This is a genomic window from Sneathiella sp. (genome assembly GCF_041689005.1).
GTDB lineage: Bacteria > Pseudomonadota > Alphaproteobacteria > Sneathiellales > Sneathiellaceae > Sneathiella.
Window position 1 is genome coordinate 1 of the sequence record NZ_JBDNHC010000182.1, and the last position, 18,478, is coordinate 18,478.

Below are 18,478 nucleotides of genomic sequence, written 5' to 3' on the forward strand. Positions count from 1 at the left end.
AGAAAGTGGAAACCTGACGTACATCATCACAGCCAGGCGGATGATCTCAGGAGATGTTTTAAAATAGCGGAATGGGTTCTTTTTTGTCATGCTCGGAGGCTAATCGACGAGCAAATGCCCATCAGCAATTTTCTTCTGACAAAGCCGGTTAGTCTGTTCGCGGGAACTCGTACATCGCGAAAGACAATTTCACAACGCCTCTCCGGTGCATGATGCTTCAACGTGGCAGCGGCGTCACCGTTCGTTCTTTGATATTAGACATAGACCTGCTTTCTAATGCGACATCAAAACGGGAACAATCATATGGTTCAAAATATGTTTAGTTGCGCCCCCAAAAATAAACTCGCGGGTGCGGGATCGACCATACCCTCCCATGACAAGAAGATCTGCGCCCCGCTGCGCCACATAGGACAACAATTCATCTCCATCAGAAAGATCTGGATTGACCTCTGTTTCCGCCGAAACATTTATATTATGGCGCGCCAAGGTTGCGGCCAAATCGGTTCCGAGAAGTGTTCTCTCGTCGGTATCTGATTTTGTAGCTACAGCCCAATGAACATGTACCTTGCTGGCGGATTTCAGAAGCGGCAATGCATCGAATGCAGCTCTTGCTGCTTCCCTCGATCCATTCCAGCCGACTAAAATATGATCACCAATTGTCGCAAAGGATCCGGAATAAGGGATCATTAGTATCGGACGGCCACACTCCATCAACACATCACCCGGCACTTCCCGAATATTTGCATCATCATTCTCTTCATCCGCTTGTCCAAGAATAACCAGGTCAGCAGTATGAGCGTTATCGATAACAATTTGTGAAAGGTTAGGGATATGTGACTCAAACTGCCGCCATTCCGCAGAAATACCTTCACTTTTTGTCGTTTTATCAAAAAGCGACTTAATTTTTTCAGCTTGTTTAAAATAGTATTTTTTGTGCGGCAGCAATACTTCAGATGGAATATATATGCCCGCCGATGGATAAATCTGGATCCCTGGCACAACAAATAAGCCGATCAAATGGGCATCGTATTTTTTTGCCATCATGACGGCGACGTTCAAAATCTCTTTTGACCGGTCAAGGTTGCTGACATGAACAAGGATGGTTTTGTAGCCCATAGTTAATCTCCAATATTATATTGTAAGTCACAATTATAAGAGATTTCCGGCGCTGTGCATTGACTTAGGTCAATCTGTGCGGTTATGGCGTCATCATTCCCGCAGGATCGCCGCATGACGTCAATCACTTGCGTCACTGCGACGTGATCGCCTACCCGGGCTCGGTGACTTGCAGAAGGTGGAATGGAGAGCTTCAACGACAGTGAATACTTCGGGGGACGCAATACTATAATGAACTGTCGTCCCCTCACGGCGCGCTTTGACAAGCCCATCCGATCTTAGCCGTATGAGTTGTTGCGACATCGGCACCTGCTCGATCCCGAGTTCCTGACGTAACCTGGCAACCGACTTCTCGCTCTCCACAAGGGCACAAAGCACAAGAAGGCGTTGCGGATGTGACAGGCTACGCATCAACTTTGCCGCCGAGTTCGCCGCTGGAATCATATCTACTACATTCATAAACTTGTATTTATAATATTTGAATGTTATATGCAAGGGGAAGAGTTTAAAAATGACATACCAATACGGAATGTCTCAGACAAAAAGAGGAGTTTAAAATGTCACTAGATCGCACAGTCATGATGTTCGCCGGCATTATGGTTCTTATATCTCTGGCGCTTGGTTTCTATTTTTCACCTTGGTGGTTTCTACTGACGGCCTTTGTCGGCCTGAACCTTATTCAGGCCTCTATCACGGGTTTCTGTCCAGCCGCTATCGTGTTCAAAAAGCTCGGCTTCAAGACCGGGGTCGCGTTTGAATAGGTGTGTCTGCCGTCCTTTGTAACAAACAAGGGTGCTGTTTCATCCATCGTTGCCCGTGAAAGGTATGCTGTCCATGTCGCTACTATCCCTTCGAATTCCGGCAGTCGCCCTTGTCGTGGCGGTGATTTTTGCCGCGCAAGTTGCTGGGGCAGGCGAGTTTACCGTTAAGGCCGTGACGATCACCGAAATGAAGGCCGTCTTCGGGCAGGTGGAAAGCCGCATCGTGATACCGGCGCGCGCACGCATCGGCGGCTCCATCCGCGAAATCCGTATCAGTCAGGGCGATGTGGTCAAGAAAGGCGAGGCCGTTGCTGTGGTCGTCGATGACAAGCTTGCGCTCCAACTCCAGGCTATCGACGCCAGGATCGAAGCTCTTGATTCGCAGCTTGGGTATGCGAGAACCGAGCTTGAGCGGGCGAAACAACTCCGGGCGGCAGGAACGGGCACACAAACGCGACTGGACCAAGCCAGCACGCAGTTCGAAGTGGCAAGCAAACAGGTCACCGCAGCGAAGGCCGACAAGGCGGTGATCGCGCAAAGCGCGCAGGAAGGCACGGTCTTTGCGCCGGCCACAGGCCGAGTGCTCACAGTTCCGGTCACGCTAGGCTCAGTCATCCTGCCTGGCGAGGAAATCGCCCGCATCGCGCCAGGCCCTTATTATTTGCGTCTGTCGCTACCCGAACGACACGCGACAGAAATTATACAGGGTACCGATGTTCTTGTGGGTGAGCGGGGGCTGACACAATCGCCTGGTCAGGCCACCGCTACCCGCTTTGGACGAATCATCAAGGTCTATCCCGAGATTACAAACGGACGCGTGATCGCGGACGTAGATGTTACCGGGATTGGAGACTATTTCGTCAACGAGCGCATGCTGGTATCAATCCCGGTCGGCAAACGCACCGTTCTTGCCGTACCGCCCGAGGCAATCCACACATTGCATGGCGTTGATTATGCACGCATCACCACAGCTGACGGCGATGTGGAGGTAGCGGTGATCCTCGGTGAAACGTTTGACGAAGACGGCGTAACACGCGTCGAAGTTCTGACAGGCCTGCACGATGGCGATCAGGTCGTGCTGCCATGAAGCTCGGCATCGCAGGCAGCCTTACCCGCGCCTTCATTACGTCTCCGCTCACGCCGCTGTTTCTATTGACTGCACTTGCACTGGGTCTCATCGCGCTTATTACCCTGCCGCGCGAAGAAGAGCCGCAGATCTCCGTGCCGATGGTCGATATCCATGTCAATGCGAACGGGCTGAAGGCCGAAGACGCTGTTAAGCTCGTCACCGAACCGTTGGAAACGATCATCAAGAGCATCGACGAAGTTGAACATGTCTATTCGCAAACCGAAGACGACGGCACGGTGGTCACGGCACGCTTCAATGTCGGTACCAATGCAGATGTTGCTGTCCTGAGAGTCCACGAAAAGATCCGCGCCAACATGGATCGTATACCGACCGGCATTCCTGAACCGTTGATTGTCGGACGCGGCATCGACGACGTGGCGATCGTTGTCGTCACGTTACGGCCGACACCAGCAGCAGCCTCCCGCTGGACGGCGAACGGATTGACGCGGATCGCACGCGAGTTGCAAGTTGAAGTTTCGAAGCTGTCGGACGTTGGTCTTACCTACATTGTCGGCGAGCAGCCGGAAGAATTCCGGATCGAACCCGATCCGGAAAAGCTCTCTCTTTACGGCATCACCTTGCAGCAGCTTACTGCCAAGATTGAAGGAGCCAACCGCTCGTTCCGTCTCGGTTCAATCCGCGAGAATGGTAGCCAGCACGCCATCATCGCTGGCCAGACCCTGCAGGAAATGCCACAGATTGGCAATCTTCTGCTTACCGCCCGCGACGGAAGGCCGGTCTATGTGCGCGACGTCGCAAAGGTGGTGCTGGAAACTGCGCCAGCCGAGAACAGAGTGATGGATATTCGCAAATCAGATACCGGGCTCACTCGCGCCCCTGCGGTGTCGTTGGCGATCGCGAAGCGTCCGGGCACCAATGCCGTGGTAATTGCCGAGGATATCGTTAAGCGCCTTGATCAGGTGCGCGGCCAGATATTCCCCGAGGACGTAGAGATGACCGTCACGCGCAATTATGGGGAAACTGCCAACGAGAAGGCAAACGAACTTCTCTTTCACCTGGGACTGGCAACGATATCGATCGTCGTTCTGGTCGCCTTCGCCATCGGCTGGCGCGAGGCGCTAGTCGTGGCGATCGTCATCCCGACGACGATCCTGCTAACGCTGTTTTCTGCCTACGTCATGGGTTACACGCTGAACCGCGTCAGCCTGTTCGCGCTAATCTTTTCCATCGGCATTCTGGTTGACGATGCCATTGTCGTAATCGAGAACATTGCGCGCCACTGGTCGATGGCCGACGGCCGTTCCCGCACGCAGGCGGCTATCGACGCGGTCTCTGAGGTTGGCAATCCGACGATCGTCGCCACAATGACAGTCGTTGTCGCCCTCCTGCCCATGCTCTTCGTCTCCGGCATGATGGGCCCCTATATGAGTCCGATTCCGGCCGTTGCTTCGGCTGCGATGGTGTTTTCCTTCTTTGTCGCTGTGGTACTGACCCCTTGGCTGATGCTCAAGATCGGTCGAGGTCACGCTACCGAGGCTCATAATCATTCGAACGCTAACGGCGGAATACTCGGCCGGCTTTACGTCGCTGTCGCCCGGCCGATCCTCAAGGCCCGTTGGCGGTCGTGGATATTCCTGCTGATTGTCGGCTTCATCACTTTGGCTTCACTCGGCCTGTTTTATACCAAGAATGTGACAGTGAAGCTTCTGCCTTTCGATAACAAGTCCGATCTTCAGGTCGTACTTGACTTGTCGAAAGACTCGTCCGTCGAGGATACGAACCGGACACTCCAGATAATTGTTGACCGGCTGGCCGCCATTCCCGAGATCATCTCGTTTCAGACCTATGCGGGTACCGCCCTACCCTTTGATTTCAACGGGTTGGTGCGGCATTACTATTTGCGATCCAATCCCGAACAGGGACAGGTCGCAGTAAACCTGTCATCCAAGGGTGAACGCGATCGCTCAAGCCATACCATTGCGCTCGAAATCCGACAACGCCTCCGGGGGGCCGATATACCGAAAGACGCCGTGCTCAAAGTCGTTGAACCGCCGCCTGGCCCGCCCGTTATCAGCACATTACTCGCGGAGATTTACGGTCCGGACCCGCAGACGCGCCGCGCTGTGGCCCACAAGGTTGGCGAGGCGTTCGCGAGTATCCCGTTTATCGTCGATATCGACAACAGTTACCATAATCAGCCGGAGCGGGTTCGCGTCGCTATCAACCAGGACAATCTCGAATATTACCGGGTTGAGCAGTCCGACGTATATGATACGCTTCGCTATCTATATGGCGGTGTCACGGTGGGTTATTCCCATAAAGGCGGAGGCCGCCAGCCGATCGCTATCCGTGTCGCGTTATCGAAGTCGCGGGCGGTGATGGACGAGCGTACACTGACCACCCCAGTGCCCGCCAATGCGCTTCCAGGAGCCCGCGATGTGGTCGAGCTTGGCGATGTCGTCAGTGTCTCGCGCGAACCGGGATCCTACCCGATTTTCCGACATAACGGCCGAGCCGCCGAAATGGTCATGGGGGAGCTCGCGGGTGCCTATGAGGCGCCGATCTATGGAATGCTGGCGGTAGAAGACGCCATCGCGAAGATGGATTGGGGAGACCTGCCAAAGCCCGAGATTACCCTGCATGGACAGCCGGAGAACGAAACCCACTCTACCCTGCTCTGGGATGGTGAATGGGAGGTGACCTGGGTGACGTTCCGCGACATGGGAGCTGCCTTCATGGTGGCAATCCTCGGGGTCTACGTCCTCGTCGTCGCGCAGTTTGGCTCCTTCAAGTTACCGCTTGTCATCCTGACACCCATTCCGCTTACCTTCATCGGCATCATGTTCGGACACTGGCTGTTCGATGCGCCGTTCACGGCAACCTCGATGATAGGCTTTATTGCGCTCGCAGGCATCATTGTGCGCAACTCTATCTTGCTGGTTGATTTCATCCGTCATACACACCAACCCAACCAAGCGCTGGTCGAGGTTCTTCTCGAGGCCGGCGCAATACGCTTCAAGCCGATCCTGCTTACAGCGCTTGCGGCGATGATCGGTGCAGCGGTCATTCTCCCGGATCCAATTTTCCAAGGCCTGGCGATTTCGCTCCTGTTCGGTCTCGCCTCGTCAACGGCGCTCACAGTGCTTGTCATTCCGGCCATTTACGTCGTTCTAAAGGGTGAAAAGGCACGGCCATTGTCATCTACAGGCGCTTCTTGAGTCATTACCTGTGCACCCCCGGTAGAGAAAATAATTACCGGAACAAAGAAGTAAAGGCAGTAGCGCCTCATACTTGAGTAAACACCAGTACACACTTAACTACACGCGATAAGCGGGAAGGAGTTCATGATGGAAATTGTTATTTTAGGTGCTGGCCTTGGCGGAACCTTGATGGCCTATGAGTTAGCGGACCAATTGCGACCGGAAGACAGGCTAACGGTGATCGGCCAAGGAGCCATCTATCATTTCGTCCCGTCCAACCCCTGGGTCGCCATTGGCTGGCGGAAGCGTTCAGATATTGAAATCGACTTGGTTCCGGTGCTAAAGAAAAAGGGGGCTCGCTTCCTCACTCAGGGTGCGGATCGGGTGCACCCCGCAGAAAAACGCGTGGAACTTACAGATGGGCGAAGTGTCCCTTACGACTATCTGGTTATCGCCACCGGCCCTGACCTTGCTTTCGATGAGATCCCCGGTCTCGGCCCATCCAGCGCGCACGAGGGGGGCGAGACTCAATCGGTATGCCATGCGGCACATGCACAGGAAGCCCATACCGCGTTTGAGGCTTTCTGCAACAATCCCGGCCCTATCGTGGTTGGCGCCGTGCAGGGCGCGTCCTGCTTCGGCCCTGCCTATGAATTCGCCTTCATTCTGGAAACTGAATTGCGCAAGCGCAAAATCCGGGACCGAGTACCGATGACCTTCGTGACTTCCGAACCATATATCGGTCATCTCGGCCTGGACGGCGTCGGTGATACCAAAGGGTTGATGGAAAGCGAATTCCGCGCCCGGCACATCAAGTGGATTACGAACGCCAAGGTGAAGGGCATCGCCGACAAGATGATGACCGTCGACGAAGTGAACGAGGATGGCAGTCCAAAGAAAACCCATGAATTGCCGTTCGACTATGCGATGATGCTGCCCGCGTTTCGCGGCGTACCAGCGGTACTCGGGATAGAAAAACTGACTAATCCACGCGGCTTCGTTATGATTGACGAACACCAGCGCAATCCGACCTATCCGGAGATATTCGGCATCGGCGTTTGTGTCGCCATCCCCCCCACTGGACCCACGCCGGTGCCGGTCGGCGTGCCGAAAACCGGGTTCATGATTGAATCGATGGTCACCGCAACTGCCCTGAATATTGGCGCCTTGTTGCGCGGTAAGCAGCCGAAGTCGCGGGCAACATGGAATGCCGTCTGCTTGGCCGATTTCGGCGATAGTGGTGTGGCTTTCGTCGCCCAGCCGCAAATTCCCCCGCGCAATGTCAACTGGGCGTCCAAGGGCCTATGGGTGCACTATGCTAAGGTCGGGTTCGAAAAATACTTCATGGGCAAGGTACGCAGCGGCAAAAGCGAGCCGTTTTATGAACGCTTCCTGATGCGCCAGCTTAACCTCGAGAAACTTAAGGAAACCAGGCAAGAATGACCAGCATGGCGCATGTGGGTGAGGCCCTCTATCCGGCCAGCATTGGCATGTGTGGATGACTCCATTTCTGCAAGGACTTTTTTCTGAAGTAGATAATTGCAGGATACGGTTTATGTGTCCGGGCGGTATTGTCTATGTATGGACGTCTCCTGAAATGTGTGTGGCTTCAAATTGGCAGCAGGCCCACCAACAACAATAAAACGCTGAAAATAAATCCCAGAACTGGCACAAAAATTGGCACAATAAACGCATCGCCTTCGGTCGGTGTTTTTGACAGCTTGATTCGCAACAATGATAAGTTTACAAAGCAAAAAACAATAAGAACAATTGTCGAAGTTGCTTCGGCGAGCTGATCGATAGGTAAAAAATATGCAAGAAACAGTACAACGCAAACAACAGCTAATGTCGCTACAAGCGGCGTCTGCGTAATAGGGCTGACATAGGCGAACAATGCGGGCAGGTTCTTCTGCGCGGCCAAACCATATATCACACGTGATGCCATTATAATTTGAATAAGAACGCCATTTATTGTCGCAAAGACAGCGATTACGCTAAATATAATCGTCGGTATTGTTCCTGCTGTTTCCAGTACCAACCGAAGAGGTGCGGCAGAACTGGCTAAATCTGTCATGGGAACTACTAAAACGATGACTGCCACCACGACAAAATAGATGAGTGTGGCGATCCCCAGCGTCAGCAGAATACCGCGCGGCAAGTTCTTCTGGGGTTGCTTCACCTCTTCTGCAATATTTGCCATATCCTCGAACCCGACAAAGGCAAAAAACGCCAGTAGACTGGCTGACAGAATACCGCTCCAGACCGCGGCATCGAACGGTGGAATTAGGGTATCCAGTTCAGTCCAAATATCGGGCTTGTAGGCAATTCCATAGTACACCACAAGACCCAGCCCAGTAATTTCGATAACCGTCAGTATGGCGGCAATAAAGACAGATTCAAAAATACCCCAAGCGGCTATCATACCCACAGCAATAACCACAAGCGCCGTCAAAAGGTCGAGCGATAAGGGGAAAAACCCTTGAAGATAGGCAGCAGCCCCGATGGAAATAGCCGCCGAGGAGACAACGCCGGAAGCAACAACCATTAAACCGATAACAACAGAAAGCCAGCGCAGCTTCAGCCCTTTGGACACATATTCAGCTTCCCCTGCACTAACCGGATACCGTGTTGAAAGTTCAGAATAGGAAAAGCTGGTAAAGCCCACGACGACCGCCGCTAAAAGGAATGATATCGGGGCGTAAATACCGGCCCGAGCCGCTGTGGTGCCGACCAGAACATAAATACCGGCACCAATTGTCACTCCAAGACCATAGAGAGTCAAAAGGGGAAGAGATAAACTACGCTTGAGTTCCGGCGGAGCCTTAACGGCTCCTGATGCTTTCATTGCTGATTTTCTCACCATGTCGCGATAGTTACCATTCGTTTGAGGGTCCCATAATTTTTTAGACAAACAATATTGGATGTCTGCTTTCAATCAATTTCTGAAGAAGAATCCTGTCACGTGTCAGCGTTCCATTTCTGGCTAGAATCAGTAAATTATTGGAAGCACTCAAACGGCTGAAGATAACCTCGGCCTCCGGCTTAACCGGCGAGGCAATGCGAATATTAGCCGCTGCATCCCGAGCGATTCCTTTAAGGTTTTCGACTAATAACCCATCGTCGGAAGCAGTCGCTATGCAGGGCAAAACGAGAATTTCCTGCTTCTCCGTTTGCACCAATGAGCTCCCAACGTTTAAACAGCTTTGTAATGACCCCTGGCTGTCGCAGAGAACAACAAGAGGTCCAGAAAGTGTTCTATCGCCCTTCAACAGTAAAATCGGTCGAACCGCTTGCTGCCCGGCTTTGTCTTGTGGCAACAGAAATAGCGTCGATGGCAGGAGGGATCGACTGGTGCGTTCTATGATTATCAAATCGACGTCTGCAACGATCGTCGCTGATTCCGAGCCAAATTCCTCCCTAACTGTATGAAATCCGGCGGTAATATTCCGGCTCACGGCTTCCTGCTCTAATTGACTACGTGCCCTTCTCGCCAGCGCTTTCAGTTGTTCTTCCAGTCTACTACTATCCAGATTTTGTGCGGTTGGCATAAACTGGCTAAATTCCCGAACAAAATCGAGACCGCCGATATTAAGAAGGTTTTTATCCTCCACAAATACCCCGTGCAGTTCCGCACCGAGCTTCACCGCAATATCGACAGCAACATGAAAGACTTCGCTATAGGAGCTGGACGTATCTATCTGAACCACAATGCGGCGATATTTGGGGTGATTTGGATTAGCCATTTTTCAGCTTCTCGTCTTCGCTGCCGTTCTGTTCGCGTGCAAACTTCTTTGCTGAATCCGCAAATAGTTTCAATCTGGCCTGAACCTGCCCATTAATGCTATCCTTTGGATACTGGCCTTCCGCATCCGCTTCCCCAGCGCTCATGCCGGTGAGCAAAGATATTCCTTCATCAACTGTTTTGATCGGGTAAATATGAAACTGGCCCCGTTCAACCGCGGCCAGAACGTCATCATTTAGCATCAGATTCGGCACATTGCTCGCCGGTATTAAAACCCCTTGCTCGCCATTCAACCCCTGTTGAAGGCAGATGTCGAAAAACCCTTCAATTTTCTCATTAACACCGCCAATTGCCTGAACTTCTCCAAACTGGTTAGTGGAACCAGTCACCGCCAGCGACTGCCGTATAGGTACGTTGGCCAGCGCTGAAAGAAGTGCGTAAAATTCCGTAGACGAAGCACTATCGCCATCAACTTGACCATAGGATTGCTCAAATACGAGACTGGCGTTGAGAGACAACGGCTGAGTTTGTGCAAATCGTGCGGCCAGTAAGTTGGACAGGATAAGTACGCCCTTCGAATGGAGTGGCCCGCCAAGCTCGACTTCACGCTCGATGTCAATTACATGGCCTCGCCCGATCTGTACCCGGGCCGTGATCCGGCTGGGGCGGCCAAAAGCAAAATCACCCAACTGTAAGACGGACAAGCCGTTAATTTGCCCAACTTTTTCCCCAGTCGTATCTAACATGATCACGCCACGTTTTATCTGCTCCTGCATACGTTCACGAATACGGTCAGAACGGTGGATGTGAGCGTCAATCGCCCGCTCGACATCCTCTCCGCTAATGACGTCGGCACCCCGATCAGATGCCCAATGATCAGCTTCGGACAAAAGGTCCGCCAGAGAACGCACATGGCTTGACAATTTTTCCACATCCCCGGCGAGCCTGGTCATTCTTTCCAACACCAGCGCCACCGCTGAGGGATCAAGGGGCAAGAGCTTCTTAAGACGTGCCTGACTAGCTATCAGTCTTACGTAAAGTGGAATTACCTCTTTCGATGCTGTCATCCGGTCATCAAAATCAACAGGCACTTTAAATAGTTCCTGAAAATCTGGATCTTGCTGGCTTAGCAAGTAGTAAATGTTTGGATCGCCGATCAGTATGACCTTAACATCCAATGGAATTGTTTCTGGTTGCAAGCTAACCATATTCCCAAGAGACATCATCTGACTTACCGATTCAATTCGGATCTCGCGACTTCGTAATTCCCGTTTCAGGGTTTCCCAGGCAAAGGGCTGAAAGAGTAATCGACGCGCATCAAGAATTAAATATCCACCATTGGCCCGATGTAGAGCGCCGGATTTGATCAGCCGGAAATTTGTTATCAGGCTACCATACTGCGACAAATGCTCGATGCGACCGATCAGGTTTTCAACAGTTGGATTGTCCTCATAGACAACTGGTGCGCCGCCTTTTTGTTCCTGACAAACCAGCACATTTACCTGACAGTTACTAATCACCTGTTCGCGTTGTTGAATATAATCCGGCATCATACCCGGTGGAAAACCAGCGGGTGCCTGTTCGGTACTAAGTCGAAAAACGTCCCCATGACCAATAACGTATTCCTGCACTTCATCAAGAAAAGCCAACACTGCTTTGCAGTCTTTCCACTTAGCCCGAATATCATCAAGTAAATGATCCACCGCAAAGCTGGTCACTTCCCGGTTCAATTTTCGGGTTTCCTGCCGTTCTTCCCGTTCGATCTCAGGTAACATTCTAACTGTGGATTGGAGATCACCTTCCAGGCTGCTAATATCGCTCTTTATTTTTTCTTTGTCTTCGTCTGTAAGCTCCGCGAATGCCGCTGGATCGAGAACCTTCCCCTCGCGCACCGGTGCCAGTACGAAACCTGTTGGTGTCCTTACAAGTGTGATGTCTTTTTTGGCGGCTTTTTCATTTAGATCTTCGAAAATCTTCTCCTGCCTGAGCTTGAGATGATGAATAATCACATCAAGGCGGGTGCGATATTCATCGCTTTCAAAACCGGCGGCGATGACAACACGCAATTCATCTGCCAGATTCTCCATCTGACCGGCAAGTTCCAATGCCCGGCCCGCAGGAAGCCGTAAAACCTTTGGCCGGTCCGCAGCGGTAAAATTATTAACATAGCACCAATCGTCTGGAACTGACTTTTTTGCAGCTTCCGGTTCCAGGTAAAGACGGATTATTTCCGTCTTACCTGCACCAGATGGTCCGAACGCAAACAGGTTAAAGCCCTGATGTCTCACGCCAATGCCAAATCTGATGGCCTCTATGGCCCGGTCCTGCCCCAACGGCTCCTTCAGTTCCTTTAATTCGCGTGTATCTTTAAATTTGAAAGAATTGGGGTCATAACGGCGCCTTAGTTGCGCCACTGTTAACTCTTTGATATCAGACATACAACTGCTTTCTATTTTGGCACCAGAACCAGAAAGATATTGTCATTCAAATATAATCTCCAGGTTTTTAAGGCTTACCTCATGAGTACGTCTATAATGTAGACCTTATCGGCGGCACTTACTTTGGCAGTGAAGATAGATATACCAGAAAATTATCGATTTCGCGGGGTTTCAGACGAAATTCAGGCATCGCATCATGTCCAACTGAAATCCCTTCTGCGAGTGCTTCTTCAAGATATGAAAGGGGCCAGCGACCTACTATTTCCTGAAAGGGGGGCGCCTCGGAAAACGGGCTTTCCTCCCCCGGAGTAACCGCATGGCACCGACTGCAAAATTGACGGGCCAGAGCCTTCCCTTCTAAAATACGTCCTTGCCGCGACTCCTCCGCATACGCCAGCGTAAGCGTCAACATGTTAGCCGACAAGGCAATTATTACCGCCGGAACAAAGGTCACCATAACGGGATTATGACTACGAAAATCTGCATGTATTAATCCCGAAAAGGCTATACGCCGGCATTGTCAGATTAAACGAAGTTGGGCGATCTAACTCATCCAATCTTATTACAGATTGGGTAAAGTCGTTCGCATTGCCTGACAATTAGCCAAACACCTATTTTGAAAACCAGCCCAAATCCGCAGTCCACTATAGCAAATCAGTTTAATCTGATGGTGTGGACGGCTCCCCCGTTCGGCATCATTTGTACCATGCTGGAGTTGTTATGAACCAACAATGAGAAGGAGCCATCCATTATGCATGTTACAACAATCGGGATTGATCTGGCCAAGTCTGTTTTCCAGCTTCACGGCATTGATGTTGAGGGTGAAGTATTGTTTCGCAAGAAACTACGGCGTTCGGGAGTCCTGGATTTCCTGCGCGACCTGCCGCCTTGCCTGATCGGTATGGAAGCCTGTGCCACGGCGCATTTCTGGGCTCGTGAGATCGGGGCGCTGGGTCATGACGTACGGCTGATCCCGCCGGTCTATGTAAAACCCTATGTAAAGCGTCAAAAGAATGATGCTGCGGATGCAGAAGCCATCTGTGAAGCGGTGACCCGCCCGACCATGCGCTTTGTCCCGATCAAGAGTGTGCAGCAACAAGGTGTTCTCATGCTACACCGGATACGCGACCTGATGATGCGTCAACGCACCATGCTGTTGAATGCTACCCGGGCTCACCTGGCCGAGTTTGGCATTGTCACAGCCCAGGGGCCACATAAACTGGCAGCGTTGCTGAAGACCTTGCCGGATGAGGATTTACTGCCGGATATCGCCCGAACAGCGCTGGAGGGTCTGATGGTCCAGCTTGATCGCCTGGCGGGGGAGATACACAGACTTGAGCGCCGCCTTCTGGCTTGGCATCGGGCCGATGAGGTCAGCCAGCGACTGGAGACTATTCCCGGGGTCGGTGTTATCACGGCAACGGCCCTGGCAGCCAGTGTGTCTGATCCTGCTGTCTTCAGGAATGGTCGACAGTTTGCTGCATTCCTGGGCCTGGTGCCCAGGCAGAACTCATCGGGAGGCAAGGATCGCCTGGGCCGCATCTGCAAAATGGGGGATGGGTATCTGCGAAGACTGCTCGTTGTCGGGGCGACCTCAGTCATCCGCCGCGCCGACAAGAACACATCGGCGGGTATTGTCAGGGCATCAAGCCCGATCTTCTGAGAGGGACCCGGGACGCGGACTTCATCAGGGCCAGCGGGCATACGCACCGCGCAAACAGGCCGGACACATGACCGCAACCCGCTTCGATCAGGATTACCTCAATTTATCCCTTGCAAAAACGGAGCCGTCCACACATGACAGTACCAACCTGACATACATCATCACGGCCAGGCGGATGATCTCGGGCGATGTCTTGAAATAGCGGAATGGGTTCTTTTTTGTCATGCCTGGAGGCGGTCTAGTCAACGTACGTCTCCCCTTCCAGAATTAATCCGTTATTTGGTAGGTCAGCTCAACTTTGATACAAAATATTGTTGCGATCTGCATCAAACTAAAGCAATGTTAAGCGTGATTCAAATGCCGCCAATTATAGCAAAACTGAGGAAGCGTTATGTTCAAACGGCGAATCACCGCGATGTTAGAAGAACGAGTAATATCGAAAATCGAGTCAATCGCAAAGAACCAACGAGTGTCGCTGGCACGGGTAATCCGTTATGCAGTATCGGTTTATCTTTCAAAAAAAAGGTTGTCGAATCTAGAAAGGCGACCCCTTTGACAAATCAAGCTAGTAGCTAGAATGAGGTCGGTAGTCGCAGTTCAGGAATGCTTTCATGGTGTGCCTCGGCGTGGGTACGTTCTTTCGACAGCTGTCGAGGAAATCGCCAAAAATGGGCGTCATATAGTCGCATCGTTGAGTGAGGCTTTCGTAGCTCATCCCGCTATGATAAATCGTTGCCTTCCAGTTCCAATGAGTAATGAAGACGAAAGAGCTGCGTGGTTATCTTTCTCCATTTGGCTTGTCGCTCTAGCAGGGAAGCACATCAAAGCGACAGATCGACTATCTCATTCTGAGGCATGGTTCCTAGGCAGGCCATTAAGCTCCGCAGAACACTCCTTTTGGCATTTTATGGATAGCACTCTGAGTCAAGAACTTGTTGCAATTTCTCGATGTTCAGGTATCAGGGAGCTTTTACCGTATATCTTAGAATCGCATGGACCGGGGTCCCGATTGAGCGTCAGACGAAATCCAAGCACCCAGAAAGCGCGAGCCAAAAAGAAAAATGAAGGAGTGTTTTACACACCACTGGATGTCGCAAACTTTATGGCACAATCGGCCATTGAGAGTTTTGCCGGTGTTCAACACCCAAAGGTGCTGGATCCAGCAGTCGGAACCGGTGTTTTCTTGCGAGCGGTCCTCGCTGTACAGAAGAAATCCAACCCGACGGTCAATGCTTTCAAGCTAGCGTCCGAAACACTTTTTGGCTGTGATATTGATTCTTTGGCGCTGGATGGGGCCGCGAGCGTTCTGTTGCTCGATACCTTAGAGGACGCAGTTGAGGTAATGCCTTCACCAATGTCGGCTTGGACAACGCTCCGTCGCAACCTCAAGAAATGTGACGCGCTATCAATCGACAAAGAAGCTGAACTTGGAGAGCGGGAAGATCGGATCCTCCTAAGGGATATTTTTCCTGCTGCGGAAGACGGTTTTGATTTAGTCATTGGGAATCCTCCTTACGCTGGCATAGGTATACGGGATGACTTAACCAAGCTGGCTAGTCGGTTTCGCTCAATCGCTGCGAAACCGAAACCAACTGCCGATTTATATCCAGTCTTCGTAGAGCAAATGGTTAGACTTTGTGCTTCAGAAGGCGTTGGGGCGATGGTCGTCCCGCTTTCGATTGCATGTAATTCTGGTGCGCAATTCGCTGCGTGCAGAGCCTTTATTAATGAAAAAAAAGGGACATGGAAATTCTCGTTTTTTGATCGGCAGCCTCATGCTCTCTTCGGCGAGGATGTCAAAACAAGGAATACTATTCTGATTTGGCAAAATCAGAAGCAAACGAAAAAGATATTTTCGGGGCCACTTCGCAAATGGAGAGGGCATGATCGGCAAAAAATGCTCCAGTCCATCTGCTATACGCGTATCCGGGGCGATATTAGAGCGGGTATACCAAAAATCCATGGTACTGTCCAAGCTGCGCTCTTTGAGCAGGTTTCAAACGAACCCGTTCGATTGGGTCATTTAGTACCGCAGTGGGACAGAACATCCTTGGATAAAGTGCCATTCGGTAGTTTGACTAATGTGTTTGTAGCACCCACTGCATACAATTTCTTGGGGATTGGGAGGCGGTGCGCATTGACGACCAACGAGAACGAAGCTCTGTCAACCAACCCCCTAATGCGGCTAACTTGCGGATCTAGCGAAGATGCGGATGCGGCTTTCGCTATTCTTTCTGGAAATTTTGCTTATTGGTGGTGGCAGGTTTGCGGTGATGGTTTCCATGTAAATCGTGCCACACTGTTCAATTTACCGATTGGGCGCGTAGCAATGTCAGAAGCCAATATTGATCAACTCGCGAGCCTTGGCCGTAAAATTTGGGATTTGGCAGTCAAGAACCCTATTCGCAGTTTGAACCGGGGGCGGATCTCTTATACTTACTCGGCGGCTGCGGCACCCGACTTAAGGCGTCGAGTTGACACTATTGTTCTTGCCTCGCTTCGCCAGCAGGGGTCACTTTCACACGAGCTCGAACGTTTCACCAAAACGATAACGTCCGCTGGACTATTTTTGCCGAACCAAGAAATTCAAGAGGAAAGAATTCAGAATGACCAAAAAAATCTCGCCGGAGATAAAAGAGAAGAGCAAGCTTACGAAAGAGGAGTGGCGTGAATACACAAAGACCGTTTGGGCAATAGCAAATAAGGCTCACAAGGACCACCCTGCCGCTTTTCCAATTGAGATACCGCATCGACTTACTAAACTCTTCAGCTACTATGGTGAAACGGTGCTCGATCCATTCGCTGGCACGGGGACCACGGCAAAAGCGGCGATACCACTTGGTCGAAGTGCTATCTGCATCGAACAAAACCCAGAATATATCAAAATCATAGAGCGGGAATGCGCACAACTGCGCAATGGGCATGCTGACGATTTCGTGCCGCTGACAACCGTCGAGGGCGACAGCAGGTATATGAACTCAGTGGCCGATGATAGTGTTGGACTCGTGATTACCAGCCCGCCTTATTGGGACAAAGCCGACTATGGTGATGGCGAAAGCAACCTCGGTAATATACCGAACTATAGAGAATTCCTAAATGGAATCCGACCGGTATTTGAAGAATGCTATCGCGTATTGGTACCCGGCCGTAAGATGTGTGTCGTCACCGCAAACGTAAACCAACAGACTAATCACGGTCTTCTCACTTTCCCTTTAGCGACGGACTTTGCTGTACTTTTACGGAGCCTGGGATTTGTTATGATCAATGAAATCATCTGGTCAAAAGATGGAACCGGTGGGAAATGGGGGTCTTTTGGAGCTCAAAGGCCAATTTTTGGCAGCTACCCCTACCCGCCTAATTTCTTATTCAAGAACGTCCACGAATATGTCCTAATATTTGCTAAGCCGAGCCTCAAGAAGACGACCGGCGCTAAGGTGAAACCATACAGCAAATTAATGGATGGGATTGAGAACGTGGTGCCCTACTTGCCATCAGGAGAAGGAGACGAAAGCAAATTACCACTAGTCTAATTTTCCGCGAAAACCGAGGGAAAAATGTTTTACAATCAACCACTTTCAATCCGCTTTGGTACAGAATTACTGAATCATGTCGATGAAAGAAACGGCATTGAACCATTCTGGGATTCTCTTGACGTAGCTGTCGCTTGGGTGCGTGCTTCTGGCGTCAGCCACCTTGAAGACAGCTTTACTCGCTTTCTTGCCAATGGAGGCCAACTGTCATTTATCGTCGGCATAGACCTTCTTAACACCACGAAAGAAGGTCTAAAGGCGCTCCTTGATCTTGAGGCGCATGGAACTTGCGAAACGTATGTCTATCACAATGAGGCGGGGAGCATATTTCATCCCAAGATTTACTTATTTCGAAACGGCGAAGAGGCGAGACTCATTGTCGGCTCAAACAACTTAACGGCGTCGGGACTTTTCTCCAATGTTGAAGCTGGTTTACAACTTGATACCGAGCTAACCAACGACGTTATCGAGAACGCAGCAGATGCGATTGCATCTTGGCGTGATACATCCAACAAATTGGCTATCCGCCTCGATGAGGCTACCTTAGATAAGCTTCATGACAATGGCTACATTAAGGAAGAGGCTGAAATTAGGACACCGCCTAGAAAATCAAAAAAGCGGTCGGACGGGTCGGAGGCTGAAAGGCTTTTTGGGACACGGACTTATTCATCGCCCAGTCGAAAGGAAAAAACAGACGAATCCAAACTACCAGCGTCCGCTGTTCCGGCGGCGGCGGGTGCGGTAGAGGCCGACCCAACCGGAACAACTGTCTTGATGCGTCTGCGTAAGGCCAGAGGTACTCAAACACAAATTCCGTTTCGCGTATCGGAGAAGTTCTTCAAGGGTATTGATAGTGTTGTGAGCGTGCAATCTGGAACCGTGCACGGGCTTAATCCAGCTCAAGCTCACGGAAACAAGAATACAATCAAACTAGAGAT

13 protein-coding genes and 3 pseudogenes are annotated in these 18,478 nt (G+C 51.2%); 8 read left to right on the top strand and 8 right to left on the bottom strand.

From position 1 onward, the window contains the following. The 3 genes and pseudogenes from ACESNI_RS19430 to ACESNI_RS19440 form a co-directional block, all read right to left on the bottom strand. Window positions 1-90: pseudogene (locus tag ACESNI_RS19430) on the bottom strand (IS6 family transposase); the annotation flags it as partial. 183 nt (window positions 91-273) lie between these two features. Next, entirely contained in the window at window positions 274-1,116 is an 843-nt protein-coding gene (locus tag ACESNI_RS19435) for a universal stress protein (protein ID WP_373090172.1), read from the bottom strand. A gap of 120 nt (window positions 1,117-1,236) precedes the next feature. Beyond that, window positions 1,237-1,575, bottom strand: coding sequence for an ArsR/SmtB family transcription factor (locus ACESNI_RS19440; protein ID WP_373090174.1), 339 nt, complete (start codon window positions 1,573-1,575; stop codon window positions 1,237-1,239). Window positions 1,576-1,673: 98 nt separating this feature from the next. Here ACESNI_RS19440 and ACESNI_RS19445 point away from each other — a divergent pair, with 98 nt between their 5' ends. The 4 genes from ACESNI_RS19445 to ACESNI_RS19460 all read left to right on the top strand — a co-directional run bounded on the left by ACESNI_RS19445 (window position 1,674) and on the right by ACESNI_RS19460 (window position 7,610). Further along, window positions 1,674-1,877 (top strand): DUF2892 domain-containing protein, encoded by a 204-nt coding sequence (locus ACESNI_RS19445; RefSeq protein ID WP_373090176.1) that lies wholly within the window; start codon window positions 1,674-1,676, stop codon window positions 1,875-1,877. A gap of 73 nt (window positions 1,878-1,950) precedes the next feature. Beyond that, the gene (locus tag ACESNI_RS19450) at window positions 1,951-2,964 is read left to right on the top strand and encodes an efflux RND transporter periplasmic adaptor subunit (protein WP_373090178.1); all 1,014 of its coding nucleotides are present in this window, start codon (window positions 1,951-1,953) and stop codon (window positions 2,962-2,964) included. Further along, complete coding sequence (locus tag ACESNI_RS19455; RefSeq protein ID WP_373090181.1) at window positions 2,961-6,185, top strand: efflux RND transporter permease subunit; 3,225 nt, start codon at window positions 2,961-2,963, stop codon at window positions 6,183-6,185. The genes ACESNI_RS19450 and ACESNI_RS19455 overlap by 4 nt, the downstream gene beginning before the upstream one ends. A 126-nt stretch (window positions 6,186-6,311) precedes the next feature. Further along, window positions 6,312-7,610 (top strand): NAD(P)/FAD-dependent oxidoreductase, encoded by a 1,299-nt coding sequence (locus ACESNI_RS19460; RefSeq protein ID WP_373090183.1) that lies wholly within the window; start codon window positions 6,312-6,314, stop codon window positions 7,608-7,610. A 166-nt stretch (window positions 7,611-7,776) separates the two neighbouring features. Here ACESNI_RS19460 and ACESNI_RS19465 read toward each other — a convergent pair whose 3' ends face one another. The 4 genes from ACESNI_RS19465 to ACESNI_RS19480 form a co-directional block, all read right to left on the bottom strand. Next, window positions 7,777-9,102 (bottom strand): APC family permease, encoded by a 1,326-nt coding sequence (locus ACESNI_RS19465; RefSeq protein WP_373090185.1) that lies wholly within the window; start codon window positions 9,100-9,102, stop codon window positions 7,777-7,779. Further along, window positions 9,071-9,910 (bottom strand): universal stress protein, encoded by an 840-nt coding sequence (locus tag ACESNI_RS19470; protein ID WP_373090187.1) that lies wholly within the window; start codon window positions 9,908-9,910, stop codon window positions 9,071-9,073. The genes ACESNI_RS19465 and ACESNI_RS19470 overlap by 32 nt, the downstream gene beginning before the upstream one ends. After that, window positions 9,903-12,347, bottom strand: a complete 2,445-nt coding sequence (locus tag ACESNI_RS19475; protein ID WP_373090189.1) for a Lon protease family protein — start codon at window positions 12,345-12,347, stop codon at window positions 9,903-9,905. The genes ACESNI_RS19470 and ACESNI_RS19475 overlap by 8 nt, the downstream gene beginning before the upstream one ends. Before the next feature lie 118 nt (window positions 12,348-12,465). Further along, window positions 12,466-12,804: a cytochrome c gene (locus tag ACESNI_RS19480; protein WP_373090192.1), complete on the bottom strand. Its 339-nt coding sequence runs from the start codon at window positions 12,802-12,804 to the stop codon at window positions 12,466-12,468. Between the two features lie 294 nt (window positions 12,805-13,098). Here ACESNI_RS19480 and ACESNI_RS19485 point away from each other — a divergent pair. Then, window positions 13,099-13,959: pseudogene (locus ACESNI_RS19485) on the top strand (IS110 family transposase); the annotation flags it as partial. A 186-nt stretch (window positions 13,960-14,145) separates the two neighbouring features. Here ACESNI_RS19485 and ACESNI_RS19490 read toward each other — a convergent pair. Then, window positions 14,146-14,235: pseudogene (locus ACESNI_RS19490) on the bottom strand (IS6 family transposase); the annotation flags it as partial. Between the two features lie 682 nt (window positions 14,236-14,917). Between ACESNI_RS19490 and ACESNI_RS19495 the strand changes: the two are divergent. The 3 genes from ACESNI_RS19495 to ACESNI_RS19505 all read left to right on the top strand — a co-directional run. Further along, window positions 14,918-16,681: an Eco57I restriction-modification methylase domain-containing protein gene (locus tag ACESNI_RS19495; protein WP_373090195.1), complete on the top strand. Its 1,764-nt coding sequence runs from the start codon at window positions 14,918-14,920 to the stop codon at window positions 16,679-16,681. Beyond that, complete coding sequence (locus ACESNI_RS19500; RefSeq protein ID WP_373090197.1) at window positions 16,617-17,540, top strand: DNA methyltransferase; 924 nt, start codon at window positions 16,617-16,619, stop codon at window positions 17,538-17,540. The genes ACESNI_RS19495 and ACESNI_RS19500 overlap by 65 nt, the downstream gene beginning before the upstream one ends. Window positions 17,541-17,564: 24 nt before the next feature. Continuing rightward, a partial coding sequence (locus ACESNI_RS19505; RefSeq protein ID WP_373090199.1) for a phospholipase D-like domain-containing protein occupies window positions 17,565-18,478 on the top strand: 914 nt, incomplete at its 3' end.